Genomic DNA, 24,089 nt, shown 5'->3' with positions numbered 1-24,089 from the left:
ATTCTTAGGCTTCCCCTGAGTTACCCTTGTTGAGGGCTTCTTGGAGCTTAGCTTCATCTTCTTTAGACAGAGATGTCCGCAGAACTTTACCACCATAGCCACTAATCTCTTCTAAAACCTTATCAGGGGTGGCCTGGCGCACCAAGGTAAAAATGGCGGAGTGGCCCGGAGTCAGGGTTTCCCCCAGTTCTTTGATAAAGTTGTCATCAATACCAATATCCGTAAATTTGCCAGAAATCGCCCCAGCCACCAGGCCAGCCGCCCAGCCCAAGAGGGGGTTAAAGAAAATCAAGCCGAGTAAGAGTCCCCAAAAGCCACCGCTTAAGGCCCCGGTCAAGGTCAAATCCTGGGTTTGGTTAATCTTAATTTTCCCCTCTTGGGTGCGCACAACCACCGCTGCGTCTTCTAGGTCTAGGAGGTGTTCCCGTTGGAGTTTTAGAAGCTCCAGCAAGACTTCATTGGCTTTGTATTGGTTATCAAAGTCCACCACAATCAGGGTACTCATACCAGGCTCCTTTAGTTCAGGTTTGTCCCTACGGTATAACGGTAGCATTATTTTTCAATGGATTTTGTGACGGTATGGGAGGACGCGAGGGAGGTTGTCAGGTTAAGCTCAAACTAAAGTGTTAAGGATTGCAAAGACTATGGGGCCAGTGTTGGTCACCTCTGATCTGCAAGATGTTGATCATAAAACAGCCATTGCCCTAGGAAACTTTGATGGGTTACATCTGGGGCATCAAGCGGTGATTGGGGCATTGGCCCAGGCCCCGTCTCATCTCCAGCGGGCCCTCGTCACCTTCACCCCCCATCCCCAGGCCTTTTTTCAGGGAATCACCCGCCCCCTACTCACCCCCTTAGCCGAAAAAGTGCCCATCTTAGCGGGCCTTGGCATTGAACAACTGATTCGGATTCCCTTTACCCATGCCCTAGCTCAACTCAGTCCCGAAGCCTTTGTCCAGAGTATTTTGGTTAATCAACTCCAAACAGAATTTATTGCGGTGGGGTTTAACTTTGGCTTTGGGGCCAAACGGGCCGGGACAGCGGCAGACCTGCAAAACCTGGCCTGGGAGTTTGGGATTCCGGTGGTGATTGTTGAACCCCAACGCTTTGGCCCGGATCGGATTAGTAGTTCGGCAATTCGCCAGGCCTTGGGGGAGGGGCATATTTCCCTGGCCCAAAAACTCCTGGGGCGGCCCTATCGTCTGCAAGGGACTGTGATCCAGGGGCAGCAATTGGGACGGTCATTAGGATTTCCCACCGCCAACTTAGCCCTAGAGCCAGAAAAATTCTTGCCCCGCCAAGGGGTTTATGTGGTGACTGTCCAGGGAGATGGTTGGGAGCAGCCTTGGCCGGGGGTCTTAAATCTGGGCAATCGCCCCACAGTGTCTGGAGAACATCTGACGGCGGAAGTGCATCTTTTGGATTGGGCGGGAGACTTATATGGCCAGGTTTTACGGACTGACTGCTATCATTTCCTCCGTCCTGAATTAAAATTTGCCTCCCTAACAGAGTTACGCCAACAAATCAGCCAAGATTGCCACCAGGCCCGGCATTGGTTAGAGACAAATCTGACCCCGACCAAACAGACTGTTTAACTACAGACCGTTTAACTCACCTCCTCATAATTCCCCCTAGCCCCAGCCATGATTAGCAATCGCCAGACTGTCCGCTATGCAACGCTTCTGCTTCTGTTCCTGACCTTTTTCTTCTTTTGGGGAGGCCCGACTTTGACCCTTGCTGCCAGTCCTAAACACTATCAAGATCTTACCTTTCCGCCCCTGCCTGAAATTACCCTCCCCAAGTATGAACGTTACCAACTGGCCAATGGCTTAACGGTATATTTATTGCCAGATCATGATTGGCCGATTGTGCGCGGCACTGCCCTAATCCGAGTTGGCAGTCGTTGGGAACCGGCGGATCAAGCTGGCCTGGCGGATTTGACCGGGGACTTAATTCGCAACGGGGGCACTCGTAACCATCCCATTGAAGAACTGGATACGCTCTTAGCGGATCGGGCTGCCACCATTGAAACGGGGTTTGGGGTCACGGCCGGACAGGTTAGCTTTACGGCCTTGCGCGAGCATACCCCTGATGTTTTCACTTGGTTCTCAGAAATACTCCAGGCCCCAGCCTTTGACCTAGAACAGATTGCCGTGGCCAAACAACGCCGCCGGGGACAAATTGCACGCCGTAATGATCAGCCAGAATCCATTGCCGGTCGTGAGTTTTATCGGTTGATTTATGGCCCCGACAGCCCCTATAGCCGCCGCCCGGAATATGCCACCCTTGAGCGCATTGATCGCCAGGCCCTCGTTGAGTTTGCCCAGACCTATATCCAGCCGAGTCAGATGATTTTGGGAATTGTCGGCGACTTTGACCCCCCCGCCATGCGCGACCTCATTCAAGCCCAGTTTGGCCCATGGCAACCCACTCCCCCGGCCCTGCCGCCCATTCCCACCATTGACCAGCAGCCACCCATAGGGACATTCTTCATCAATCAACCCCAACTGAGCCAAAGCTATATTTACACCGGCCACCTAGGGGATACACTCCGAGATCCCGATGTGTTTGCCCTCTATGTCATGAACGGGGTTTTGAATGGGTTTGGCGGGCGGCTATTTAATCGAATTCGCTCCCAACAGGGCCTGGCTTACTCAGTCTATGCGGCCTGGAACCCTGAATATGACTATCCTGGGGTCTTTTTTGGGATGGGGCAAACTAAAACAGCCGCAACCTTAGCCTTCTTCAATGCCCTCCAACAGGAATTCCGCCGCCTGCAAACCGAACCCATCCAAGCGAACGAATTAGCCTATGCCCAGGATGCGATTTTGAACTCCTTTATCTTCAACTTTCGCAGTCCCGCCCAAACCCTCTATCGGCTGATGCGTTATGACTATTTTGGCTATGACAGTGACTATATTTTTCAATATCAACAGGGGGTAAAAGCGACGACAATTACCGATGTTCAACGGGTGGCCCAGGCCCATCTCCAGCCAGAGCAGTTAACGACATTGATTGTGGGCAACCAAACCGCCCTCGCCCTAGAACTGGCCCAATTTCCCCAGCCAATTCAAGAGATTGAGATTACGATCCCCAACCTTAACTAGGGAACAAGTCGCTCCAGCCATATAACGGAATCGGTAGCTACTGCGGAAATCTGTGATACATTGTTATTGATAATTATTGTCATCTTTAATTCACAAAAAAGTATGAAAACAAAAATCTGGGTTGCAGTTGGTGTATCACTCTTGACTAGTTCTAGCATCAGTCAAAGTGCCATGGCAGCTGTCCCTGAAGCTGCTTCCAAGACAGTCACACCTACTCTTTTAACCAGTTCAGGGGTCAGTAGCTGGATAGCCCAAGGTGGAGAAGGGGGTGAAGGTGCAGCTCCAGCCTTTCAAAATAAACTTACTGGGACGGCACTTCTCAATGCCCTACGTCAGGGGGGGTATATCATCTTTTTTCGTCATGGACAAACTGAGATTGACTATGCTGACCAGATCACGGCCAAAATGGGATACTGCAACACGCAGCGGATGCTTAGTGAGGTAGGTTGGCAACAAGCACGGACTATCGGCAAGGCTTTTCAGTCCCTAAAAATTCCTGTGGGCCAAGTCTATTCCAGTGAATATTGCCGGGCCTGGCAAACGGCGGATCTGGCATTTGGGACGTATCAGAAGCGGCCTGGCTTAAATTTTGCCCCTGCAGAAGAGTATACGGAAGCTCAAATCCAAGAAATGCGGCGGGGAATTATGCCTTTGCTCACGGCTGTACCACCTGCGAAAACCAACACCATTATTGTTGGCCATGATGATGTATTTGATGCGGCAACGGGAATTTATCCAGAACCCCAGGGAGCTGCTTACATCCTGAAACCCAGTGGTAATGGCAGCTTTGAAATTTTAGCTAGAGTTCTGCCCGATGAGTGGGCTAAACTGGGGCAATAAATATCCCTAGTTAGCAGACCCTACACAGCAACGATCAATAAGTCCCAGACACCTCCAATCAGGAATCAAAACCCCTAGGAGTTAGGTTTGGGGCTTTATTCATCTATTCATCACTCTCAGATCGCCCTGCCTTGACCGCCGCGATAAAAGTTCCCAGGCCGAGCGGGATACTTAAACTCAAAATGATCAGCGTGGGGATAAACCCTAATTGCGCCTCTCCTGAACTCAGTTCAAAAATACAGCCCGTCACCGCAATAAACGCCACACAGGCCACGCCGAGATAGAGATAACTTTTGGGATTGACCACAGTCATTTACCTTGGTTAATACGTTTTTTCTCAATGGCGATGATTGCTCAAGAACCCGAATCATGTCACCACTCACAAGCCCTGATCATGCCCTAGGCTTGCCAATCCAAATGCTGTGTCTATCATAGGCTATAGCGTTACGCCGGTCGTTCTGACTCATCAAAATCTCAAACATTCGGGCAGCAAAACCCTTTCTAATCTCTGCCTAGCCCATCCTGAATCGGGAAAGAGAAGCCCACCCAGAACCCAAGTTTGAACATCCTCACTAATCTGGAACGTCTATACTCAAAGCCAATCAAGCCCCTAAGACTGTTCAATGGGCTAATGATTTGAGAGACCGATGAATCGCCGCACTGATAAAAATGAACATTTGCATACAGACAATACTCGGGCCAGAGGGCAAATTGAAGGCAGCAGAAACTAACATCCCCATCACGGCACTACTGGCCCCCAAAAGAGCCGCAAGAACCACATAGGTACTAAACTTTTGACTAAGCAACCGGGCAGCACAGGCCGGGATGACAATAAAGGCACTAATGAGCAACACCCCCACGGCCCGAATTGAAACCGCCACCACCAAGGCCAAAAGGACAATAAAGAAGTTACGTTGCCAATAGACATTAATACCCTGGGCCTGGGCTAAGGGTTCATGGAGAGTAATCAATAATTGAGTCCGCACCGTTAAGGCAATAAAAACCACGCAAAGGATGAGTAAAATGCCGCTAGTCGCTAACTCAATGTTCCGCACCGCCAAAATGTCGCCAAATAACAAATTATTCAGCCCGCCCCGATAGGTTCCCATGAAACTCAGGAGAATAATAGCTGCTGATAAGGAGGATGAATAAATAATATTCAGCAGAGCATCGGAGCTTAACTGGGTTTTCTCTAACAGGTAAGTCACTCCAAGGGCAAAAAATACTGCAAAGGGTAATAGCATCAGGGTGGGGTTAATCCCTAAAAATAAGCCGAGGCTAATTCCCAACAGGGCTGAATGTCCGAGAGCATCACTAAAAAATGACAATTGGCGCAGAATTGTAAAACTCCCCAAAATCCCCCCCATCAGGCCGGTTAAAATCCCGCTCAGCACGGCCCGTTGCATAAAGGGGAGTTGAAACAGATCAATAATCCGGGTTAACTCAGCACTGAGAGACATAAATAACCAAACAGGTGATGGTGGACATTGGCCCAAACCTAGTGGGTATGACGATATTGAACAAACTCTGTCCCATAGGCGAGGGCAAGGGTTTCTGGGGCTAGGGCCACATCCGGCGTTCCCTGACAGAGTAAGCGGCGATTTAAGCATAGGACTTGATCACAGTGGCGGCGCACCATATCCAGATCATGGGAAATTTGCAGGATCGCCCAATCTTCTTCTCGTTTGAGTTGATAGAGGAGGTCGTAAAAATCTGCTTCGCCCCGCACATCCAGGCCGGCTGGAGCTTCATCCAAAATCAGTAACCGCCGCGGAAATACCAAACAATAGGCCAACAAGACCCGCTTGATCTCCCCACCGGATAAATGCCCAATGGACTGGTGATAGAGATGACTGGCATTGACACGGGCCAAGGCCTGGTGAACCGCCCGCCGCCGTTGGGGCAATTTTAACCAGGGAATTTCCCACTCCCTCCCCCCCCAACCCAGGCCAACCAATTCCCCAACCGTTACGGGAATCCGCCGATCCACTAAAAAGTTTTGGGGCAGATAGGCAATGTGCTGACGACAACCCATAGGCAACCAACCCGTAGTACTCAGGGGTGTTCCCAAGACTTGGACTTGTCCAGACTGATGGGGCAGAATCCCTAAGATGGCCTGGACGAGAGTACTTTTACCGGCTCCATTGGGCCCGACAATTGCCGTATCTGTCCCCGCACAAATCTTAAATGAGACGTTTTCAACCACGGTGTTTTGACCGCGGACAACGGTTAAGCCTTCAACAGCAAGCACAGATTCGACCAAGCCTAACTCCTAAAATCCAACCTTGACCATCTGGGACTGCCTAACCTGAGCTGGAAGAATCGCCAGATGGCCCGGCAGCCAATGGATCTGCTGGGATTTGACTTTGCCCCCAAACGCGATGGTTAAGTTCTGGGCATTTTTACGCATCGTATTCAAATAATAACTAGGTTCTACCGCTGTTTCTGGGCCGGTTTCCATGGGATCAAATATGCTGATTTGAACATTTAAGTCCTGAGCGAGGGCCGCAAAGGTATTTTCATTGGCCTGGGGTTCAGTCAAAATAGCCCGCAGGTTTGCCCCATCAACAGCTTTAGTAATCCGACTAACATCGGCCGGAGAGGGATTATCTTCGGGAATATCTACTAGATAGGTCGCCTTGAGGTTATAACTTTGGGCAAAATAGGGGGCAACATCATGGAAAACAACAAAGGTTTTACCCTGAAAGGGTTGCAGTAGGGTGGTAATTTCCCGATCAAGGCTTTGTAACTGAGTAATAAAGGCAGCAGCGTTAGCTTGATAGATTACTTCTCCCCCTGGATCCGCAGCAATTAAACCATTGCGAATATTTTCCACCTGGACAATGGCACGCTTTAGGTCCAGCCAAATGTGGGGATTAAACTCGCCATGATGATGTCCCTCAGCAGATTTGGTTGTGCCAGCTTCACTGTCATGGTGGTCATGATCATGATCGTGATTATCGGCCTCACCACTGATGGATGCACTGGTAATCGTCTTAACCCCTTGGCTCGTATCAATCACCTTCAGGTTCGGATTTTCTGCATTGGCGATGATGTTGTCTAAAAAGCTTTCCATCTCCAGGCCATTTTTGACTAAGACATTGGCCTGGGTTAAGCGTTGGACATCCTCTGGACGGGCCTGGTAATCATGAGGGCCAACATTGGTCGGTAATAGTTGAATCACTTCAGCCCGGTCTCCAGCCACAGCCTTTGTAAACTGGGTCATAGGCAAGAAGGTCGTAATCACCTTCATCTTGGGTTCTGCCGGGGCATTGGCTGTGGGCGGTTCTCCCTGACAACCCGCAATTACGGCCATCATGCCCAGGAGAGGGGCTAGTTTGGACAATTGCTGACTGGGGTGAGGCTGGCTCGACAAAGACTTAATCATTATCTTTTCTACCAAAGACTAGAGGATTCAGGGTTCAGACATCCACCAGTATTACATAAGTAATGATATTTTTGACAGGAGAGGATGAAAACTTATCGCAGGAGTTCCAATTTACTCGCGACCGAGTGAGTGGGCCAGTGACATTGAATTAAGCCATTGACTCTGGATCTTGAGTCCGTCTTTTGCGACTTCTCCCTGGCCCTAGATCAGGTGTCTGGGCATATTTCTCATTGACATAATTCTGGAGCCACTGAGGAGAAACCTGGACAGCGCGAGCGATCCCAGCCAAAGAAATATTCTCTAAGAGTAGGCGATCAATCAGTTCCCGCGTTGCTAAGTCAATCACTTTTTTAGTGGGTCGCTCCACAAATTGCCGGCCACAATCTTGACACTTGAACCGTTGCTTACCGTTATGGATATGGCCATTTTTAACAGTTTGGGATGTTGTACAAATCGGACAGGCAGGCATAGGCAACACGTTGTGAGATCATCTATGTTTTTATCATTACATTACTCCTCTGTCATTACCTTAAGACAGCTAACAACACAAATTCACGACCTTGAAGACTCCCAAAAATCTCAGGGATAATCAGCTTTAAAACTTGGGACGGTCAATACTGTTCATCAGCTGTCGTCCAGGCCAATATCAGCATCGCTGCCTTTATAGCCATTTCTGCCAAAACTGAGGCATTCAACAGTACTACTTGTATGGGTTTCAAGTCTTTTTGTGTTTCACTCCTAAGCAAAATGACTATTCCTCGGAGTTCAGGACTAAGGGACTACTCTGAAACCGGAAGCAGTCCGTGAGTATCACGAATAAAGTCCTGCTCGACCTTGCCTAATTGTGAGAACCACATAGGTTAGGTATCATCCTATGGAAAATGCTGATCTCCCCACAGCTCCTTGACATCCCTCCCTCTTGCCTCAAAAAGTCCCAAATTGGCCTAGGCAAATGGACAATCTTTGGATAGGATGATAACGTTCGTATTTCCGGCCGAGTTACCGTAGATTAGTCAATTAAGCTTTTATTCGTAGGCTTTGCCGGTAGAAGTATTTGAAAAGCATAGGTTTGATAGGAGGTTGTAATGTTCGGTTTTGGGCGAAAGCTAAAGCGGTGGGTGGCACTATTTATTGCTGGAGTCAGCTTAACGGGGCTAGTTGCTGCCTGTGGCCCGAGTGATTCTCCCCAAGGAGGCGGAACAGCCACTGAAGCGAAACCCGATGCTGAAATTACCCTAGTTTCGTTCGCGGTGACCAAAGCTGCCCACGATGCAATCATTCCCCTGTTCAAAGAGAAATGGCAGAAAGAACATAATCAAAACGTGATCTTCAAGCAGAGCTATGGCGGTTCTGGCAGTCAGACTCGAGCCGTGATTGACGGTTTAGAAGCCGACGTGGTGCATCTAGCCCTGGCAACCGATGTGGATAAAATTGCCGAAGCGGGTTTAACCAGTCCTGAATGGGCCACAAAAGCCCCGAATAATGGCATTGTCTCGAAATCTGTAGCAGCAATTATCACCCGTAATGGCAACCCCAAAGGCATTAAAACCTGGGCAGATTTGACTAAACCGGGAAATACCTTTATTACCGCTAACCCAAAAACATCCGGTGGGGCGCGTTGGAATTTCCTGGCTCTTTGGGGCGCAAAAACTCAGACGGGGGGTACACCTGAACAGGCGAAGGAATTTGTGGCGGCTGCCTATAAAAATGTTCCTGTTCTGGCTAAGGATGCACGCGAATCTACAGATGTTTTTGCCAAGCAGGGTCAGGGAGATGCCCTCCTGAACTATGAAAACGAGGTCATCTTAGCGAATTTAAATAATGAAAACCTGACCTATATCATTCCTGATGTCAATATCTCAATTGATAATCCGGTCGCGGTGGTTGACAAAAATGTTGAGAAACATGGAACACAGGCAGTGGCCAAGGCGTTTGTGGAATTTCTCTACACACCAGAGGCCCAGAAAGAATTTGCTAAAGTTGGGTTTCGTTCCGTTGATTCAGGCGTTGAGAAGGAATTCGCCAGCCAGTTTCCGACCATCAAAACTCTATTTACCGTGCAAGATTTAGGCGGTTGGTCAAAAGTTAACCAAGAATTCTTTGCGGATGGAGCGATTTTTGATCAAATTTACACTAAGTAGAAATTAGATTCTGAGGGGAGTAGATGGGCGACCTGGAATTTTACTAAATTCATCTCGTCTGCTCCTGAGATTGTTCGATTCATTCCCCCACTAGCTCTCAACTAACTCAGGCTTATGACAACCACTACGACTCCCATTCCACCGACACAACCGCTCCCCGGTAGTCGAGCAAAATCTCAAAACTGGCTTTCTAAGCTCTGGCATTTGCATTGGACTTGGCGAGTCACTTGGGGCTATCTCGCGGTAATGCTCCTGATCCCGACCGTTTTGATGCTCTTGAAAGCAATTCAGGAAGGGCCAGGCAAGTTTTGGGAAGTGGCGACCAGTCCAATTGCGCTTTCAACCTACGATGTCACCTTTGTCACGGCTTTTATTGCAGCGGTGATCAATGGCCTGTTTGGAACACTCATTGCTTGGGTTTTGATTCGGTATACATTTCCAGGTAAGCGATTTTTGGAAGGGGTGATTGACTTGCCCTTTGCCTTGCCCACTGCGGTTGCGGGTTTAACCTTGGCAACAGTCTATAGCAACAATGGCTGGATTGGGTCAATGTTTGCCCCCTTTGGAATTCAGATTTCCTTTACCCGCTTGGGGGTGGGGATCGCGATGGTATTTATTTCCTTACCCTTTGTCGTCCGCACCGTGCAGCCTGTTTTAGGAGAAATCGAAAAGGAATTAGAGGAGGCAGCTTGGTGTTTAGGGGCAAGTCAGTGGCAGACCTTTTGGCGAGTTTTACTACCTCCGATTTTACCAGCAATTTTAACGGGGATTGCCCTAGGTTTTTCGCGGGCCGTGGGGGAATATGGCTCAACGGTGATTATTTCCTCCAACATTCCCTTTAAGGATCTGATTGCGCCAGTTTTGGTCTTTCAAAATCTAGAAGCCTATGACTATACGGGGGCAACGATTATTGGCACCGTCATGTTGCTATTGTCCTTACTTTTATTGTTTGTGATTAACTTTATCCAGGCCTGGGGGCAACGCTATGTCATCAAATAAGCCGGTTAGTTCACCCAACTCCCAACGCAAATCCTGGGTGCCGATTGTCTTAATTCTGATTGCCGTGGGCTATGTAGCTTTAGTCCTATTGATTCCAGCGGCTAATGTTTTTTACCAGGCCTTTAGCAAAGGCTTTGGCCCTTTTGTGGACACATTGAAGCTCCATGATTTCCAAGTGGCCGTTGGCCTCACAATCAGCCTGGCTTTAATTGCCGTGCCCGTGAATACGTTTTTTGGCCTCTGTGCAGCTTGGGCCTTAGCTCGGAAACGCTTTCCCGGCCGGACACTCATCCTTAGTATTATTGATCTTCCCTTTTCAATCTCCCCAGTTGTTGCGGGGTTAATGATTGTGTTGGTTTATGGTCGGGTCGGGTGGCTCGGTCCCTGGTTACTGGATCACAACATCCAAGTGGTGTTTGCCTTTCCGGGCATGGTCTTAGCCACAATCTTCGTTAGCCTGCCATTCGTGGCCCGAGAAGTCATCCCGGTCTTAGAAGAAGTGGGGCCTGAGCAGGAGGAAGCCGCCAAAATTCTCGGTGCTAATGAATGGCAAACCTTTTGGCGAGTCACCCTCCCAAATATTCGCTGGGGCTTGCTCTATGGGGTTTTGTTAACCAATGCCCGGGCGATGGGAGAATTTGGGGCGGTGGCCGTTGTCTCCGGAAATATTGCTGGGAAAACCCAAAGTTTACCACTCTTTGTTGAAGAAGCTTACAAAAACTACCAGACTGAAAGTGCCTATGGGGCGGCGGTAATTTTGGGACTATTGGCTGTGTTTACGTTGGTGGTACAAGAACTTCTAGAGCGACGGACTAGAATTAAGGAGGTTGAGTAATCTTGATAGTTTTAAGCCCATTCATCATAAGCAGAAGGAAGAAATTTTATGACTACATTTCCCCTGGAAGCTGAAGATTTACCCTTAGGAGAGGAGCGATTAACCCAAAAACACATTCGGGTTAGGATTGATAAAAACTATGTATCTGATCCGGTGATTTGCGAGTTAATTGTCAAGTTCCAACTCACGATCAATATCAAAGGGGCATTGCTGGCTCCCAACTCTCGGGAAGATGGCTGGTTTGATTTAGAACTGACCGGAAAAGCAACCCAAATTGACAACGCCCTTAGCTATCTCAATGATCTCAATCTAGAAATCATACCCGAGACAGATATTGATGGTTGGTAATGGAGTCGGTCAATGATCATCACCGGCCTGGTTGATTAATATCTAGGAGCTACGTTCCTATGCAACTTTAACAGCCTGATTCAGAAAGCCTTGAACGAGTTCCTATAGCGTTACGCAGATTATTCTAAGAGAGTAGAAATCTTAAAAAGACTGCCCATAGAGCATTTCCTGACTGGTTCCCATAAGAGTCCTCAGTGAGTCGCTCTCAAGGAGATGTGGTGATGGCTGGATCATCAATTAATTGCTCTTTTAATGTTGTAATGTTGCCAGACTGATGTTATTGTTTACTGTTCAAAGATTGATTCAAGAGTACGTCTGTAACTCAACTGAAATCAGGAACTACAGTCATTCCAGTTAATAGTGAGACCATGGAAAGACAAAAGCGATAAACTCAACTGTTGTTGCTAGTCTTCCACGACCGTCATGAGCTACAGCCTAGATTTACGTCAAGTGCCCTGAAGCGAGTCAGACTGTAGGCCGAACCAGGAACCCTGATCGCTCCCTGGCAAGAGCTTGCCCAACTTTTTCTAATTTTCCCAGGCCCCGCAATGAGCCAGTAATTAGATGTCCAGCCGCAATGGGTTTTTGGAGAAAGGCCCAGGTGAGTAATAGGGGATTAAGAGAGCCATCGCCCCCAATGGCCTGGGATAAATTTGGTAAATCCTGGGTCGCCGTATCAGAAATGACCCGCACCATCGCCACGGGCAGATTTAAGCTCGCGCCATAGTCCAGAATTGGCCCCCCTTCCATATCCACCACATCAGCCCCGGTTTTTTGGTGTAATGCGGCCTTGGCCTGGGCGGTGGCGACTAATTCTGGGCTGGTAAAGGCTTTGACTAAAGGCGCTTCCAAATATTGACTCAGGTATTGCCTCCAGGCCGGGTCACAAGTCACTCTCCCCCTATCACCAATACAAGATTCATAGACCACCACTTGCCCCAGGCTTAAGGTGTGCGATAATGCCCCGGCCAAGCCGATCACCAAAATGCCGTGAATTTCCGGGCTGGGTTGCCATTGCTCTAGGAATGCTTGCACCGCCAATACACCCAAAGGAATCGGGATAAGCTGGATCAAGTTCCTTGGCACTTGCTTCAGACCCTTGACAATGGCCTGGTGTTCTTGCCCCTGGGGAACAAGAATCGCAAACTGTTGGGGGGGTAGGTTGCCGCTTGAAAAACTGGCCGAGTCTAAATTTGTCACAGAAAAAAGTTCGGTAAAGTGGTGTGAACCAAGTTATCGCCATTATGGGGGTAAAACAACCCTTAAACTCGGCCCAGTCGGGCAGTAGAGGATCTGTAGAGGGGCTTAATTTCCACTCTCCAACCGGGACTTTACTAGATTAGCGGCAAGGTTTATGGTATCTGTTAATTTTACTTAATATAGTTGTCCCCAAGGCTATATAAATTTGTGTGTAGGAGTTAAACCTTATGGTTCAGATGGCATTGGAATCTCCAGTTAATGTGCGGGCAGCCGAGCGGTTCTGTCAGGAGATTTTGCCGGAAGTCTCTCGTACCTTTGCCTTGAGTATTCGCTTCTTACCAGGAACCTTGGGGCGGGCGGTTTTAATTGCCTATTTAATTTGTCGGATTGCCGATACGGTCGAAGATGATCCCGTTGCCAGCATTGCCACAAAAACCCTCCTCTTAGATGACTTACTGGAGTGCTTTGATAGTCCTCATTTAGCGGACAACTACGGCCGAATTGCCCAAAACTTAGAAGGGGAAGCGGCCCACATTCGGTTAGTTGCCAACACCGGCCTGGTGTTTACCCTGTTTCGCACCTTGCCTGTAACCTCCCAACAGCACGTCCAACGCTGGGTGAGTGAGATGGTCCATGGGATGAAGAAGTTTGTCAATCTCTATCCCACGGGGATTCGGATTAAAACCCTGGATGAATATAAAGAATATTGCTATTACGTGGCCGGAACCGTGGGCTACCTCCTCACCGATTTGTGGCATGAACATTCTTTTTCCATTGGGCAAGATGAATATCAAATTCTCTTAAAACGCTGTGGGGCCTTTGGGGAAGCCCTCCAGACCGTGAATATTCTTAAAGATATTGCCTGGGACGCGGAACATGAAAACTCGATCTATATCCCTGAACAGTCCCTTGCGGCCCAAGGTAGTGGTCATCAATTGCTCCTCAGCCCTGAGCTAAAACCAAATAATCATGCTGCCATTAAAGAATTAGTTGCCCTGGCCTGGCATGACTTAGATGAAGCCCAGGAATACCTCCTCTCAGTCCCCAAAGCCGCCGTCCCAATTCGGTTGTTTTGTGTCCTGCCCCTGTTATTTGCCTATGCCACCCTGCGAGATATTACCCAATCTACGGCGATGCTGGAGTCGGGCGGTACGGTAAAAATTAGTCGGGCGGAAGTGAAGTCCCTGATGTTGATGGGGCCAATCTCTGTCTTGAGTAATCACAGTTTGCGCTGGCTGATTGCCCAAGTTCGTCAGAAGCCGTTTATTTTGGGATCTGCAACTTAGGGCTAACCTCAACCCGCTCTCTCTAAATCCGCCCAATATTCCGGGCTGATCCGCTGGACGAACACCAGGCCGGGGGGGCAATGTTAACTTCCATACATGGGACTAGGATTTTTTAGGTTAGTATATATCAATAAAATTTGATTTGTTTTGCCAATATCCTGGTGGTTTCGGGATCACAGATCTGGGCTAAGCCGATGGCCGGGTGGTGTTGTCTGGGCCGGGTTGGGGATGTATCAGGTGAGCAATCCATTCTAGTCCTAAGTCTGGAGCAAGGTGATGGGAGCAGCTAAAACAGGGGTGGCTAATCTCCGCAATTATGTGCTGGTGACGGTGGCCTACTGGGGCTTCACGATTACTGACGGGGCCTTACGGATGTTGGTGCTCCTCTATTTCAACCAAATTGGCTATTCTCCCCTCGATATTGCCCTATTATTTTTATTTTATGAAATCTTTGGCATCATCACTAACTTTCTCGGGGGTTGGATTGGCTCCCAATTTGGATTGAAACTCACCCTCTACAGCGGCATTGCCCTCCAGATTGTCTCCTTGGTGATGTTGTCCCCCCTCGAACCGAGTTGGCCCATCGCCTTTGCAGTCCCCTATGTGATGGTGGCCCAGGCCTTTTCGGGGATTGCTAAGGATCTGACGAAAATGAGTTCTAAAAGTGCAATTCGCTTAGTCGTTCCCCAAACGGCCCAGAGTCAATTATTCAAGTGGGTGGCGATTCTGACGGGATCGAAAAATGCCCTCAAGGGGGTGGGGTTCTTTGTCGGGGCCTTGTTGCTGGGCTGGGTGGGGTTTCAACAGTCCCTCTGGATCATGGCGGCGGGCTTGGCGATTGTCCTCTTGACGGGGCTGTTATTGCCAGCGGGGATGGGGAAAATCAAAGCCAAAGTGAAGTTCCAACAATTGTTTTCTAAAAGTAAGGAGATTAACATTCTTTCGGCCGCCCGGTTTTTTCTGTTTGGGGCCCGGGATGTTTGGTTTGTGGTCGGCCTGCCTGTTTTTTTGCGGAGTGTCTTGGGTTGGTCGTTCTATCAAGTCGGGGGCTTTTTAGCGATTTGGGTGATTGGCTATGGCCTGGTGCAGTCCTTTGCCCCCACCTTACTCAATCGGTTTAACCAGGGCCAGGCCCCCCAAGCAGCCACGATTCGCTTTTGGACATTTACCTTAACCGCCATCCCCGGATTGATTGCCATGGCCTTAGAAACGGCTCTGAACCCCAATCTTGTGATTATTGTTGGGCTGTTAGTCTTTGGCGTGATTTTTGCCTTTAATTCAGCAGTCCATTCCTATCTCGTATTAGCCTTTACAGACGATGACAAGGTGGCCCTGAATGTCGGCTTTTATTACATGGCCAATTCTGGAGGGAGACTATTGGGGACTGTCCTCTCGGGTTGGGTGTATCAGACGGCGGGCCTGGGAGGTTGTTTATGGGTATCGTTGGTATTTGTTTTGGTGGCAGGCTTAATTACCTTAAAACTTCCGAATCCAGAACCGAGGCCCCTAGGAACCTAAAAAACATTCCTCCTTTCATTCTGTTGTTTTTGTAGGATATGACGATCCTCGCTTGGACTGGTACGCATTCAATTTCTGTATATTCTATCTAGTAAAGGATTGACTGTTTCACATGGATACCGAAAGTGCTATGAGCATCTCTTGATTCTGGTAAGGGGCTTAAATGCAGATCTAATTCTTAAAGGAGGAGTTATGTCTGTAAAAAATTGACATTACTTAGAAAAAACGAGTCAATTATTACCCCTAAAGTTGGTTACTTTACAGAATATGTAAATTTCATTTTCATCTTCTTTAATCATAACGTCCTTTTTTAGATTTGATTATATCAAGTACATCATCATGTTTTTGTCCTTCAATAATATCTTTGAGATAATTTTTTCCATTTAGATATTGAATATGAATACGCCAACCTGATATTTTGTCAATATCCGCCCGATAGATCGCCTGTTTTATCCCTTTAATCTTATGCAGCCTTGTCTTTGGAAAAGTTCTTTTTCTATGACATTCATGATCTTCGAGTTCAGCCAATGCCTCAACAAATCTGATTTTTAATTGATCACTGGGCAAAATTCTCATTACTTGATAAATAATTCCATATTCATCACAAAAAGTTAAGGTTTGAGCCATAACAGATATTATGAAACTTGGGCAATATCTAGATCGTCATGAACTACCTGTTGATATAGAGATTGTGCAATATCCTGACAGGCTTTGCCAAAATCATCATGTTTAACAACTCGAAAAAGAGTAAAAATTACTTGCCCAAAAATTGGGTCTTCGTCAATAGTAAGAATAACTATGAATTTCCGCATAACTCTCAATGCGTAAAGAGATAAATCATAGCGACTCATAACCAGCCAGGGATGAATACGCCGTAACTTCCGATACATCACAGACTTATCATTGAGAAATAGACTAGTGCATTCGTTTATTTTCTTGATCGTAATAGTTCTTTCATTCCCATCCAGCTTGCTAATATCTTTCTCGAAACTCTTGGTTGATTCAATTAGAATATCGAAACTTAGAACCAATAAGCTTTATATCACGATAGTTCTTAATTCTTAGAATACAGCGTTTTTGGTGTCGGCATAACAAAGTAAATCTTTTATTAGATACATGATAAAGCACTTTTAGTATCCATTTGCAGCACCACACTCTTAAATCTTTCTGAAATAGGTTACTTGAGGTTTGTAGCTGTACCAGTCTGGTATCGAATCCTCTCTAAGGAAGTCCAGACAAAATCTCCAGGCCAATGACGACAACTGCTCAAGCATCTGCAGAAAGTTGGTAAATCCTCTAAGAAATCACTCAGGTCTGGCCTTACTAAGCTCGGGTTGAGAGTCAGCTATGGAGATTACGGCCAAAGCAATTTAGGATATGAGGGTGAGAGACTGCTTTGCCCAGGCCTGGCCCGACAGCCGAAAACTATCTAATGACGATTTATTTTTATCACATTGATCATCCCTATGGCTGTTTCTCTAATTTTTCTCGACATGGCTTTAACTTAGGCGGTATTTACTGGCCAACCGCAGAGCATTATTACCAGTCCCAAAAGTTTATCAATACCGGCCACGCCTATCTATCCCAAAAGATTCAATTAGCCCCAACTCCCGGTGAAGCAGCCCAAATTGGCCGAGATCCCCGCCACCCCCTCCGGCCCGATTGGGAACAGGTCAAGCTAGAGGTGATGTATGCGGCCATCAAAGCAAAGTTTCAGGCCCATGCCGATATTCAAGGGGTTTTGCTTGGAACCGGCGACGAATATTTAGTAGAAAATTCCCCTGTGGATAGTTTTTGGGGCTGTGGGGCCAATGGTCAAGGGTTGAATCATCTGGGGCGGTTATTGATGCAATTGCGCCAAGAACTACGTCAGGAAAATTCCCCTTAAAACCCTATGATGAATCCCCTCGATCCCACTGATTGGCCAATTGCGGTTGATGATTTGCCGGCCGGGACTTATTTGGTTGGTGGGGCGGTGCGGGATGGCTTACGGGGGATTGTCCAAGGGGATTTAGATTTAGATTTTGTTACTCCTGCCCCAGCTATTCCCTTGGCCCAACAGTTAGCCCGGAAATATGGTGCTAGTTTTGTGATCTTGGATCAGGTGCGCGCCATTGCCCGGATTGTCTTTCCCCAGGCCACCCTTGACTTTGCCCAACAGGTGGGAGATTCCCTAGAAACCGATTTACACCGGCGCGATTTTACGATTAATGCCATTGCCTACCATCCCCAAACTCAAGAGATTATCGATCCGCTCCAGGGATGTGTCGATATAGCCCAGCAACAAATGCGGATGATTTCTCAGGAAAATTTGCGTGATGATCCGCTGCGGGTGTTGCGGGCCTACCGCCAGGCCAGTCAATTGGGATTTACGATTACACCCGCTACCCGGCAAGCCCTCCAAACCACAGCCCGGCAACTAGCCCAAGTCGCCCCAGAACGGATTAGAACTGAACTGAGTTATTTGTTCGCCAGTCCCCAAAGCCATGTCTATCTGCGCTGGGCCTGGGAAGATGGTGGGTTTGCCCATTGGTTGCCCCAAATTGATGAGACTGGTTTACAAAATCTAGCCCGACTGGAAACATGGCAGCGCGATAAAGCTCCTCAGTGGCAAAATTTAGACTCATTTTTAGCCGAACCCTTGCTGACTAATCCCGGGCCTGGGGAACCTCGCAAACGCACCCTTGGCAACCTCAGCAAGTTGGCCTGTTTACTCCACTCCCAACCGGAACCAACCATCATTCAACAGACCCTCAGCTGCCTCACCTATAGCAACCGCGAAATCAAACTCATTCAAGCCCTTTTAGCCAGTCTGTCCCAATTAACCCCCTGCTTGGCCGATGATCGCCGTTGGCAATTTTTCCTGTTTCGTCAGATTGATCGGGCCTGGCCGGGATTAGTCTTGTTGGCGGTTGGGAGTGGTATTGCCCCAGAAAAGATTGAATCCCTGCACCAGGCCTGGCTTGATCCGGAAAACCCGATTGCCCACCCCCCTTGTTTGTTGACTGGAGCAGATTTAATTCAAGACTTTGGCTTAACACCCGGCCCCCTGATTGGTGAAATTCTTCAGTATGTTCTTGAAGCTCAAGCCCAAGGGAACTTAATGACCCCAATGGAAGCTAGGGCCTGGGTGAGAGCTTATCTGGAGGCGGGGGGAAATCAGGGATAACGGTAATTCTTGTAAGCTAAGGAAACAAAGCTGTTCATCCACCTGAGTTGAGGTTGCTCGTGTTTAACTGGTTTCGCCGTGCATTGGGTAAAACTGAGGAAAATGCGACTGTCGAGAACCAACCGGCATCTTCTGTGACAGAGGCTCCAGAAACACCTGACCCAGAGGCAACAACAAAACTTCCCCCTGACTCTCCGATTGCGCCCCCTGAACCAGAAGCTACACCGGAACCGGAACCTAAAGTGGATTACCTGGCCTGGGCTAAAACAGCCTTTCAGAATATCCAAGCCCGCCAGGCCCCCAGCCTTGACACTCCCACAGCCGCCCCTGAAGCAGTTAATCACCCAACAGAAAATTTTCCTTCCCCGGTTATTGCTCCCCCCCCAGATAATCCTCCAACACCCCAAGACTCAGCCACAAACATCCCTGAAGCCCCCTCACAGCCCGAAATTAGCGTCACCACAGCCCCTGACTCCCCACCCCTCCCTTCTCCTGAAACTCCAGTGGGTGAAATAACCGATTTAACTGTCCCAGCAACACCGACACCGACAACTGAGCCAGACGCAATCCCCTTGGCCCTCGATGAAGGCTTTTTGTGGTCAGCAGAAGTCTTGGCCAGCCAGGGTCGCCGTCCCGAAGATGTGGATCTTGAAGAAATTACTTGGTTGCAAAAACTCCGCCAGGGCTTAGGTAAAACTCGTCGGGGCCTGGTGAATCAACTCAAAGCCGTTGTTGGGCGTGGGCCATTAGGGGCTGATGCGGTTGAAGATATTGAATCCCTTTTGCTCCAGGCCGATGTTGGAGTCGCAGCCACAGACAAAATTATTCAGGCCCTGCAAACCAAAATCCGTCAAGATGCCCTCCCCGCCGACCAGGCCATAGACTACCTCAAACAAATTCTCCGGGATGTCCTCGAAGAACCATTCCAAAATGGCTATGATCCCAACTTTGCCCCCCAAAAACAACGGTTGAATATTTGGCTGATGACGGGGGTGAATGGAGTCGGCAAAACCACAACCATTGGCAAAATCGCCCATGTGGCCAGTACATCGGGTTATCCCTGCTTAGTGGCGGCGGCGGATACATTTCGGGCCGCGGCAGTGGAACAGGTGAAAATTTGGGCCGCTCGCAGTGGAGTCGAGGTGATTGCTAACCCTGGCAAAAATACAGATCCGGCGGCGGTGGTCTTTGATGGCATTAGTGCAGCCCAATCCCGCCACTGTGAATTGCTCTTGATTGATACGGCCGGCCGGTTGCAGAACAAACAAAATCTGATGGAAGAACTCAAGAAAATTCGCCGGATTGTGGATAAGAAAGCTCCCGATGCCCACATTGAATCCCTCTTGGTTTTAGATGCTACCCTCGGACAAAATGGATTGCGCCAGGCCCAGGTGTTTGCGGAAGCGGCTCAATTAACAGGGGTAGTGATTACCAAACTCGATGGCACAGCCAAAGGGGGAGTGGCCCTCGCCGTAGTCCAAGAGCTAGGCTTACCGATTCGCTTCATTGGGGCCGGGGAAGGAATTAAGGATTTACGCCCTTTTTCGAGTTATGAGTTTGTTGAGGCATTATTGAGTAGTTAGTATCCCCAACCGCAAAATTTGGGAGTTGAGGCAATGGCTGAAATCTTGGGGGGGCGGTATGAAGTTATTGCAGAATTGGGCCGGCAACCGGGCAAGCGCACCTATCGAGTCAGGGATATAAAAACCTCTGATGAATGTATCCTCAAGCGGCTGAGTTTTGGCGAGGACATGGCCTGGGAAGATGTGCAACTGTTCGAGCGAGAAACCCAAGTCCTCCAGGCCCTCTATCACCCAGCAATTCCTAAGTATCGGGATGGTTTTGAGATCAGCTTATCTTCGGGCCAGGGGTTTGCCCTTGTGCAAGATTATATTCCCGCCCCATCCCTAGCCCAGTCTCTTACTGCCGGCCGCCTGTGGACAGAACCCCAACTCAAAACCCTGGCCAAACAATTACTGGATATTTTGATTTATCTCCACAGCCATTCCCCGCCCGTGATTCATCGGGATATTAAACCCAGCAATATTCTCTGGGATGAAGCCCGTCAACAGGCCTACCTCGTTGATTTTGGGGCCGTCCAGACGGTAATTTCTGGCTCCACCCGCACCGTTGTTGGTACCTATGGCTACATGCCTCCAGAACAATTTGGCGGCCGATCTGTCCCTGCCTCTGACCTCTATGCCTTGGGTGCAACCCTGATTCACTTAGCCAGTGGCCAAAATCCCGCCGACATAGCCCAAGCAAATCAACGCCTACAATTTAGCAATTTGGTCAACCTTTCCCCTGGCTTGATAATTTGGTTACAACATTTGGTCGAACCCGGCCTGGATAAACGGTTGACTTCTGCCCAGGCTGCACTGAGGGAACTTAACAACAGCCAAAATCAGGGGATATTCCATAGTCAACTGAGCCAGCCAGAGCACAGTAAGGTTATCTGGATAGAAAAAAGTGATGAACTAGAGATAATTATTCCGCCAGTGCGTACTCAAGGGGGGGGAGGAGTTGCAGGGCTAGTCTTTCTGGGGGCTTTTGCCTTGGCCTGGAACTCGTTTATTTTTTTCTGGACTGGGTTTGCGCTTCTGGCTCCTTTCCCGATCAATCTGGCCTTTAGCTTATTCTCGATTCCGTTTTGGGCAGCAGGAATTGGCATGGCCGGCGTAGTTTTGTTTGGTTTTTTGGGCCAAGTCCGCCTAAAGATTACCGCTGACACCATTAGCCAAACCTATGAACTCTTGGGTTTTCGCAAATCAGGCACACCTCCTAGCCCCCGCAGTTCAATCACCAAAATTGAGCACCAAGTTCGCTACTACACCAAAGATAGTGATGGAGATCGCGTCACCGTCCAACCAGAACTGACTATTTGGGCCGGAACTCGTCAGTATAATTTGGGGGGTAAGGGCTTACTCAGTGATCCCGAAATTGAATGGTTAGCCACTGCCCTCAGCCAGTACCTCCAGATTCCCCTTAACGTTAAGGACAAATCTCAGCAACCATAACCAGTCTGGGAAGCTAGTCCTACTGCGGGCCGTTACATCCTGGGGCCATGTTTTGGGGCTAAATCCCTAGGGCTGGCTGTCCTTGAGGTGCTGACTAACGCTATAGGATAAAATTAGGCCATAGGCGCAAAACTTTTAAAATTCCAAAGATTTACACCCTGAGATAAAGACTGATGAATATTGCTGTCATTGGCTTGACCCATAAAACGGCCCCGGTGGAAGTGCGGGAAAAACTGAGTGTGCCGGAGGAAGTGCGGGAAAAAGCCACGAGCCATTTGTGTAGCTATCCCCATATCCAAGAAGCAACCATCCTCAGTACCTGTAATCGTCTGGAAATTTATATCGTGACTTCGGATACGGATAACGGTGTGCGAGAAGTTAATCAGTTCCTCAGTGAGTGGAGTCATTGTCCCCTACGTCAGTTGCGGCCCTACTTATTTATCCTCCTCCACCAAGATGCGATCATGCACCTGATGCGCGTTGCGGCGGGCCTGGACAGTTTAGTACTCGGGGAGGGGCAAATTCTCTCCCAAGTTAAACGGGCCCACCAACTGGGGCAGCAGTATAAAGGCGTCGGGCCAATCCTTAATCGCCTCTTCAAAGATGCCATCGCTGCGGGCAAGCGGGTGCGAACTGATACCAATATTGGCACTGGGGCCGTCTCGATTAGTTCGGCGGCTGTAGAACTCGCGGATTTGCGGATTAATAATTTACCCAACTGTCGAATTGCCATCATCGGGGCTGGTAAAATGTCCCGCTTAGTTGTCCAGCATTTACTCGCTCGCAATGTCCAGCAGATGGTGATTGTCAACCGTACCCTAGAACGGGCCCGCGAGTTAGCGCAACAGTTTCCAGAAGCAGAGTTTGATCTCCACGTCATGGTGGATTTATTGCCCGTTGTTGCCAGTGCCGATTTAGTCTTTACCGGAACAGCAGCCACAGAGCCAATTTTAGAGCGAGATGCCTTAGCGCAGGTCATCAACAATGGGCGGCTCTTATCCATCATTGACATTGCTGTACCGCGAAATGTTCATGCCAATGTTACCGAATTAACTCAAGTGCAGTTGTTTAATGTGGATGATCTGGAATCTGTGGTTGCCCAAAACCAGGAAGCCCGCCGCCTCATGGCCCTCGAAGCTGAAGCGATGCTAGAGGAAGAACTAGCTAACTTTAATGCTTGGTGGCATTCTCTCGCCGCAGTTCCAACTATTCGCTGTTTACGGAACAAAATTGAAACCATCCGCACCCAAGAATTGGAAAAGGCCCTTTCACGGTTGGGGACAGAATTTGCCGAGAAGCACCAAGGGGTAATTGAAGCCATGACCCGCACCATGATTAACAAAATTCTCCATGAGCCAACGGTGCAACTCCAGGCCGATCAGGATTTGGCCAGCCGCCAACGGGCCATTCAAACGCTCCACGAATTATTTAACCTGGATGTGGTGGAAACCTAACCCCAACCCATGCCCGATTCTCCTGAAATTTCTGCTCCAGGCCCAATCATTGTTGCCACAGATGTGCACAAGTGGTATGGCAATTTTCACGCTCTTAAAGGCGTGAGTTTAAGGGTCGAACTGGGGCAAGTGGTGGTGATTATGGGGCCCTCTGGTTCGGGAAAATCCACCTTTATTCGGACATTTAATGCTCTAGAGGAGTTTCAGTCTGGGGAGATTGTCATTGATGGGATGGTCTTGGCTGGGACTGTGGAAAACGGAGAGAATATTGAACACATTCGCCGGGAAGTGGGGATGGTGTTTCAGCAGTTTAATTTATTTCCCCATTTGACGATCTTGCAGAATATTACCTTGGCACCGCGCTGGGTCAGGGGCTGGTCAAAAACAAAACGGGAAGAGATTGCCTTGCAACTGTTGGAGCGGGTGGGAATTTTAGAACAGGCTCATAAGTTTCCAGGCCAGCTTTCGGGAGGGCAACAACAACGGGTCGCGATAGCGCGGGCCTTAGCAATGCAGCCGAAAATTATGCTCTTTGATGAACCGACTTCAGCCCTAGACCCGGAAATGGTGCGGGAAGTGTTGGATGCGATGCGGGGCCTGGTTGCCAGTGGCATGACGATGGTGATTGTCACCCATGAGGTCGGGTTTGCCCGAGAGGTGGCGGATCAGGTGGTCTTTATGGATCAGGGGCAAATTATTGAGATGGCCCCACCCCAAAAGTTTTTTTATCAACCCCAAATGGAGCGCACCCAGCAATTCCTGTCCCAAATCATTCCGTAGGAATTAT

23 protein-coding genes and 1 pseudogene are annotated in these 24,089 nt (G+C 48.7%); 15 read left to right on the top strand and 9 right to left on the bottom strand.

The window, feature by feature from the left end:
• Positions 1 to 4: 4 nt before the first annotated feature.
• Positions 5 to 505: a DUF1269 domain-containing protein gene (locus RIF25_RS03325; protein ID WP_322877138.1), complete on the bottom strand. Its 501-nt coding sequence runs from the start codon at positions 503 to 505 to the stop codon at positions 5 to 7.
• A gap of 139 nt (positions 506 to 644) precedes the next feature.
• Here RIF25_RS03325 and RIF25_RS03320 point away from each other — a divergent pair, with 139 nt between their 5' ends.
• The 3 genes from RIF25_RS03320 to RIF25_RS03310 all read left to right on the top strand — a co-directional run bounded on the left by RIF25_RS03320 (position 645) and on the right by RIF25_RS03310 (position 3,947).
• On the top strand, positions 645 to 1,595 hold the full coding sequence (locus RIF25_RS03320; protein WP_322877137.1) for a bifunctional riboflavin kinase/FAD synthetase: 951 nt from the start codon (positions 645 to 647) through the stop codon (positions 1,593 to 1,595).
• A gap of 48 nt (positions 1,596 to 1,643) precedes the next feature.
• Positions 1,644 to 3,107: a M16 family metallopeptidase gene (locus RIF25_RS03315; RefSeq protein WP_322877136.1), complete on the top strand. Its 1,464-nt coding sequence runs from the start codon at positions 1,644 to 1,646 to the stop codon at positions 3,105 to 3,107.
• Positions 3,108 to 3,278: 171 nt separating this feature from the next.
• On the top strand, positions 3,279 to 3,947 hold the full coding sequence (locus tag RIF25_RS03310; protein ID WP_322877135.1) for a histidine phosphatase family protein: 669 nt from the start codon (positions 3,279 to 3,281) through the stop codon (positions 3,945 to 3,947).
• Between the two features lie 103 nt (positions 3,948 to 4,050).
• Here RIF25_RS03310 and RIF25_RS03305 read toward each other — a convergent pair whose 3' ends face one another.
• From RIF25_RS03305 to RIF25_RS03285, 5 genes and pseudogenes are all read right to left on the bottom strand, one after another.
• On the bottom strand, positions 4,051 to 4,260 hold the full coding sequence (locus RIF25_RS03305; protein ID WP_407682307.1) for a hypothetical protein: 210 nt from the start codon (positions 4,258 to 4,260) through the stop codon (positions 4,051 to 4,053).
• A gap of 307 nt (positions 4,261 to 4,567) precedes the next feature.
• Complete coding sequence (locus RIF25_RS03300) at positions 4,568 to 5,407, bottom strand: metal ABC transporter permease (protein ID WP_322877133.1); 840 nt, start codon at positions 5,405 to 5,407, stop codon at positions 4,568 to 4,570.
• A gap of 38 nt (positions 5,408 to 5,445) precedes the next feature.
• Entirely contained in the window at positions 5,446 to 6,210 is a 765-nt protein-coding gene (locus RIF25_RS03295) for a metal ABC transporter ATP-binding protein (protein ID WP_407682306.1), read from the bottom strand.
• A gap of 9 nt (positions 6,211 to 6,219) precedes the next feature.
• Positions 6,220 to 7,335 (bottom strand): metal ABC transporter solute-binding protein, Zn/Mn family, encoded by a 1,116-nt coding sequence (locus RIF25_RS03290; RefSeq protein ID WP_322877131.1) that lies wholly within the window; start codon positions 7,333 to 7,335, stop codon positions 6,220 to 6,222.
• 181 nt (positions 7,336 to 7,516) lie between these two features.
• Positions 7,517 to 7,804: pseudogene (locus tag RIF25_RS03285) on the bottom strand (IS1/IS1595 family N-terminal zinc-binding domain-containing protein); the annotation flags it as partial.
• A gap of 616 nt (positions 7,805 to 8,420) precedes the next feature.
• On the opposite strand from RIF25_RS03285, the gene RIF25_RS03280 reads away from it, so the two are divergent.
• The 4 genes from RIF25_RS03280 to RIF25_RS03265 all read left to right on the top strand — a co-directional run bounded on the left by RIF25_RS03280 (position 8,421) and on the right by RIF25_RS03265 (position 11,658).
• Positions 8,421 to 9,476, top strand: a complete 1,056-nt coding sequence (locus RIF25_RS03280; protein ID WP_322877130.1) for a sulfate ABC transporter substrate-binding protein — start codon at positions 8,421 to 8,423, stop codon at positions 9,474 to 9,476.
• 114 nt (positions 9,477 to 9,590) lie between these two features.
• Positions 9,591 to 10,475: a sulfate ABC transporter permease subunit CysT gene (cysT, locus tag RIF25_RS03275; RefSeq protein WP_322877129.1), complete on the top strand. Its 885-nt coding sequence runs from the start codon at positions 9,591 to 9,593 to the stop codon at positions 10,473 to 10,475.
• Complete coding sequence (cysW, locus tag RIF25_RS03270; protein ID WP_322877128.1) at positions 10,462 to 11,310, top strand: sulfate ABC transporter permease subunit CysW; 849 nt, start codon at positions 10,462 to 10,464, stop codon at positions 11,308 to 11,310. The genes cysT and cysW overlap by 14 nt, the downstream gene beginning before the upstream one ends.
• 48 nt (positions 11,311 to 11,358) lie before the next feature.
• On the top strand, positions 11,359 to 11,658 hold the full coding sequence (locus RIF25_RS03265; RefSeq protein ID WP_322877127.1) for an NIL domain-containing protein: 300 nt from the start codon (positions 11,359 to 11,361) through the stop codon (positions 11,656 to 11,658).
• Between the two features lie 465 nt (positions 11,659 to 12,123).
• On the opposite strand, the gene RIF25_RS03260 is transcribed toward RIF25_RS03265, so the two are convergent.
• The gene (locus RIF25_RS03260) at positions 12,124 to 12,858 is read right to left on the bottom strand and encodes a phosphorylase family protein (protein ID WP_322877126.1); all 735 of its coding nucleotides are present in this window, start codon (positions 12,856 to 12,858) and stop codon (positions 12,124 to 12,126) included.
• A 227-nt stretch (positions 12,859 to 13,085) separates the two neighbouring features.
• Between RIF25_RS03260 and RIF25_RS03255 the strand changes: the two genes are divergently transcribed.
• Both RIF25_RS03255 and arsJ read left to right on the top strand, forming a co-directional pair.
• Positions 13,086 to 14,144: a phytoene/squalene synthase family protein gene (locus RIF25_RS03255; protein ID WP_322877125.1), complete on the top strand. Its 1,059-nt coding sequence runs from the start codon at positions 13,086 to 13,088 to the stop codon at positions 14,142 to 14,144.
• Between the two features lie 276 nt (positions 14,145 to 14,420).
• Complete coding sequence (gene arsJ, locus RIF25_RS03250; RefSeq protein WP_322877124.1) at positions 14,421 to 15,662, top strand: organoarsenical effux MFS transporter ArsJ; 1,242 nt, start codon at positions 14,421 to 14,423, stop codon at positions 15,660 to 15,662.
• A gap of 291 nt (positions 15,663 to 15,953) precedes the next feature.
• On the opposite strand, the gene RIF25_RS03245 is transcribed toward arsJ, so the two are convergent.
• Both RIF25_RS03245 and RIF25_RS03240 read right to left on the bottom strand, forming a co-directional pair.
• Entirely contained in the window at positions 15,954 to 16,289 is a 336-nt protein-coding gene (locus RIF25_RS03245) for a hypothetical protein (RefSeq protein ID WP_322877123.1), read from the bottom strand.
• Positions 16,290 to 16,297: 8 nt separating this feature from the next.
• Positions 16,298 to 16,513, bottom strand: a complete 216-nt coding sequence (locus tag RIF25_RS03240) for a hypothetical protein (protein ID WP_322877122.1) — start codon at positions 16,511 to 16,513, stop codon at positions 16,298 to 16,300.
• 581 nt (positions 16,514 to 17,094) lie between these two features.
• Here RIF25_RS03240 and RIF25_RS03235 point away from each other — a divergent pair.
• From RIF25_RS03235 to RIF25_RS03210, 6 genes are all read left to right on the top strand, one after another.
• Positions 17,095 to 17,550 (top strand): NADAR family protein, encoded by a 456-nt coding sequence (locus tag RIF25_RS03235; RefSeq protein WP_407682317.1) that lies wholly within the window; start codon positions 17,095 to 17,097, stop codon positions 17,548 to 17,550.
• 6 nt (positions 17,551 to 17,556) lie between these two features.
• Complete coding sequence (locus tag RIF25_RS03230; protein WP_322877120.1) at positions 17,557 to 18,831, top strand: tRNA nucleotidyltransferase/poly(A) polymerase family protein; 1,275 nt, start codon at positions 17,557 to 17,559, stop codon at positions 18,829 to 18,831.
• A 59-nt stretch (positions 18,832 to 18,890) separates the two neighbouring features.
• Positions 18,891 to 20,414 (top strand): signal recognition particle-docking protein FtsY, encoded by a 1,524-nt coding sequence (gene ftsY, locus RIF25_RS03225; RefSeq protein WP_322877119.1) that lies wholly within the window; start codon positions 18,891 to 18,893, stop codon positions 20,412 to 20,414.
• Between the two features lie 33 nt (positions 20,415 to 20,447).
• Positions 20,448 to 21,848 carry a serine/threonine protein kinase gene (locus RIF25_RS03220; RefSeq protein WP_322877118.1) on the top strand — a complete coding sequence of 467 codons (1,401 nt, stop codon included), beginning with the start codon at positions 20,448 to 20,450 and terminating at the stop codon, positions 21,846 to 21,848.
• Positions 21,849 to 22,021: 173 nt separating this feature from the next.
• Positions 22,022 to 23,302, top strand: a complete 1,281-nt coding sequence (locus RIF25_RS03215; protein ID WP_322877117.1) for a glutamyl-tRNA reductase — start codon at positions 22,022 to 22,024, stop codon at positions 23,300 to 23,302.
• Positions 23,303 to 23,311: 9 nt separating this feature from the next.
• Positions 23,312 to 24,082 (top strand): amino acid ABC transporter ATP-binding protein, encoded by a 771-nt coding sequence (locus RIF25_RS03210; protein ID WP_322877116.1) that lies wholly within the window; start codon positions 23,312 to 23,314, stop codon positions 24,080 to 24,082.
• Positions 24,083 to 24,089 lie beyond the last annotated feature (7 nt).

Origin of the sequence: Pseudocalidococcus azoricus BACA0444 (assembly GCF_031729055.1) — a bacterium.
GTDB classification, from domain to species: domain Bacteria; phylum Cyanobacteriota; class Cyanobacteriia; order Thermosynechococcales; family Thermosynechococcaceae; genus Pseudocalidococcus; species Pseudocalidococcus azoricus.
The sequence above is the reverse complement of the archived record's forward strand: the minus strand, read 5'-3'. Positions and strand labels throughout refer to the sequence as shown.

Bases quoted from the DNA above. Each gene is read 5' to 3' on its own strand.
- RIF25_RS03255 (WP_322877125.1), top strand. From the start codon at position 13,086: ATGGTTCAGATGGCATTGGAATCTCCAGTTAATGTGCGGGCAGCCGAG.
- RIF25_RS03325 (WP_322877138.1), bottom strand. From the start codon at position 505: ATGAGTACCCTGATTGTGGTGGACTTTGATAACCAATACAAAGCCAAT.
- RIF25_RS03240 (WP_322877122.1), bottom strand. From the start codon at position 16,513: ATGAGTCGCTATGATTTATCTCTTTACGCATTGAGAGTTATGCGGAAA.
- RIF25_RS03315 (WP_322877136.1), top strand. From the start codon at position 1,644: ATGATTAGCAATCGCCAGACTGTCCGCTATGCAACGCTTCTGCTTCTG.
- RIF25_RS03230 (WP_322877120.1), top strand. From the start codon at position 17,557: ATGATGAATCCCCTCGATCCCACTGATTGGCCAATTGCGGTTGATGAT.
- RIF25_RS03210 (WP_322877116.1), top strand. From the start codon at position 23,312: ATGCCCGATTCTCCTGAAATTTCTGCTCCAGGCCCAATCATTGTTGCC.
- RIF25_RS03220 (WP_322877118.1), top strand. From the start codon at position 20,448: ATGGCTGAAATCTTGGGGGGGCGGTATGAAGTTATTGCAGAATTGGGC.
- RIF25_RS03215 (WP_322877117.1), top strand. From the start codon at position 22,022: ATGAATATTGCTGTCATTGGCTTGACCCATAAAACGGCCCCGGTGGAA.
- RIF25_RS03265 (WP_322877127.1), top strand. From the start codon at position 11,359: ATGACTACATTTCCCCTGGAAGCTGAAGATTTACCCTTAGGAGAGGAG.
- cysW (WP_322877128.1), top strand. From the start codon at position 10,462: ATGTCATCAAATAAGCCGGTTAGTTCACCCAACTCCCAACGCAAATCC.
- RIF25_RS03280 (WP_322877130.1), top strand. From the start codon at position 8,421: ATGTTCGGTTTTGGGCGAAAGCTAAAGCGGTGGGTGGCACTATTTATT.
- RIF25_RS03290 (WP_322877131.1), bottom strand. From the start codon at position 7,335: ATGATTAAGTCTTTGTCGAGCCAGCCTCACCCCAGTCAGCAATTGTCC.
- RIF25_RS03300 (WP_322877133.1), bottom strand. From the start codon at position 5,407: ATGTCTCTCAGTGCTGAGTTAACCCGGATTATTGATCTGTTTCAACTC.
- cysT (WP_322877129.1), top strand. From the start codon at position 9,591: ATGACAACCACTACGACTCCCATTCCACCGACACAACCGCTCCCCGGT.
- RIF25_RS03245 (WP_322877123.1), bottom strand. From the start codon at position 16,289: ATGGCTCAAACCTTAACTTTTTGTGATGAATATGGAATTATTTATCAA.
- RIF25_RS03235 (WP_407682317.1), top strand. From the start codon at position 17,095: ATGACGATTTATTTTTATCACATTGATCATCCCTATGGCTGTTTCTCT.
- RIF25_RS03305 (WP_407682307.1), bottom strand. From the start codon at position 4,260: ATGACTGTGGTCAATCCCAAAAGTTATCTCTATCTCGGCGTGGCCTGT.
- RIF25_RS03310 (WP_322877135.1), top strand. From the start codon at position 3,279: ATGGCAGCTGTCCCTGAAGCTGCTTCCAAGACAGTCACACCTACTCTT.
- arsJ (WP_322877124.1), top strand. From the start codon at position 14,421: ATGGGAGCAGCTAAAACAGGGGTGGCTAATCTCCGCAATTATGTGCTG.
- RIF25_RS03320 (WP_322877137.1), top strand. From the start codon at position 645: ATGGGGCCAGTGTTGGTCACCTCTGATCTGCAAGATGTTGATCATAAA.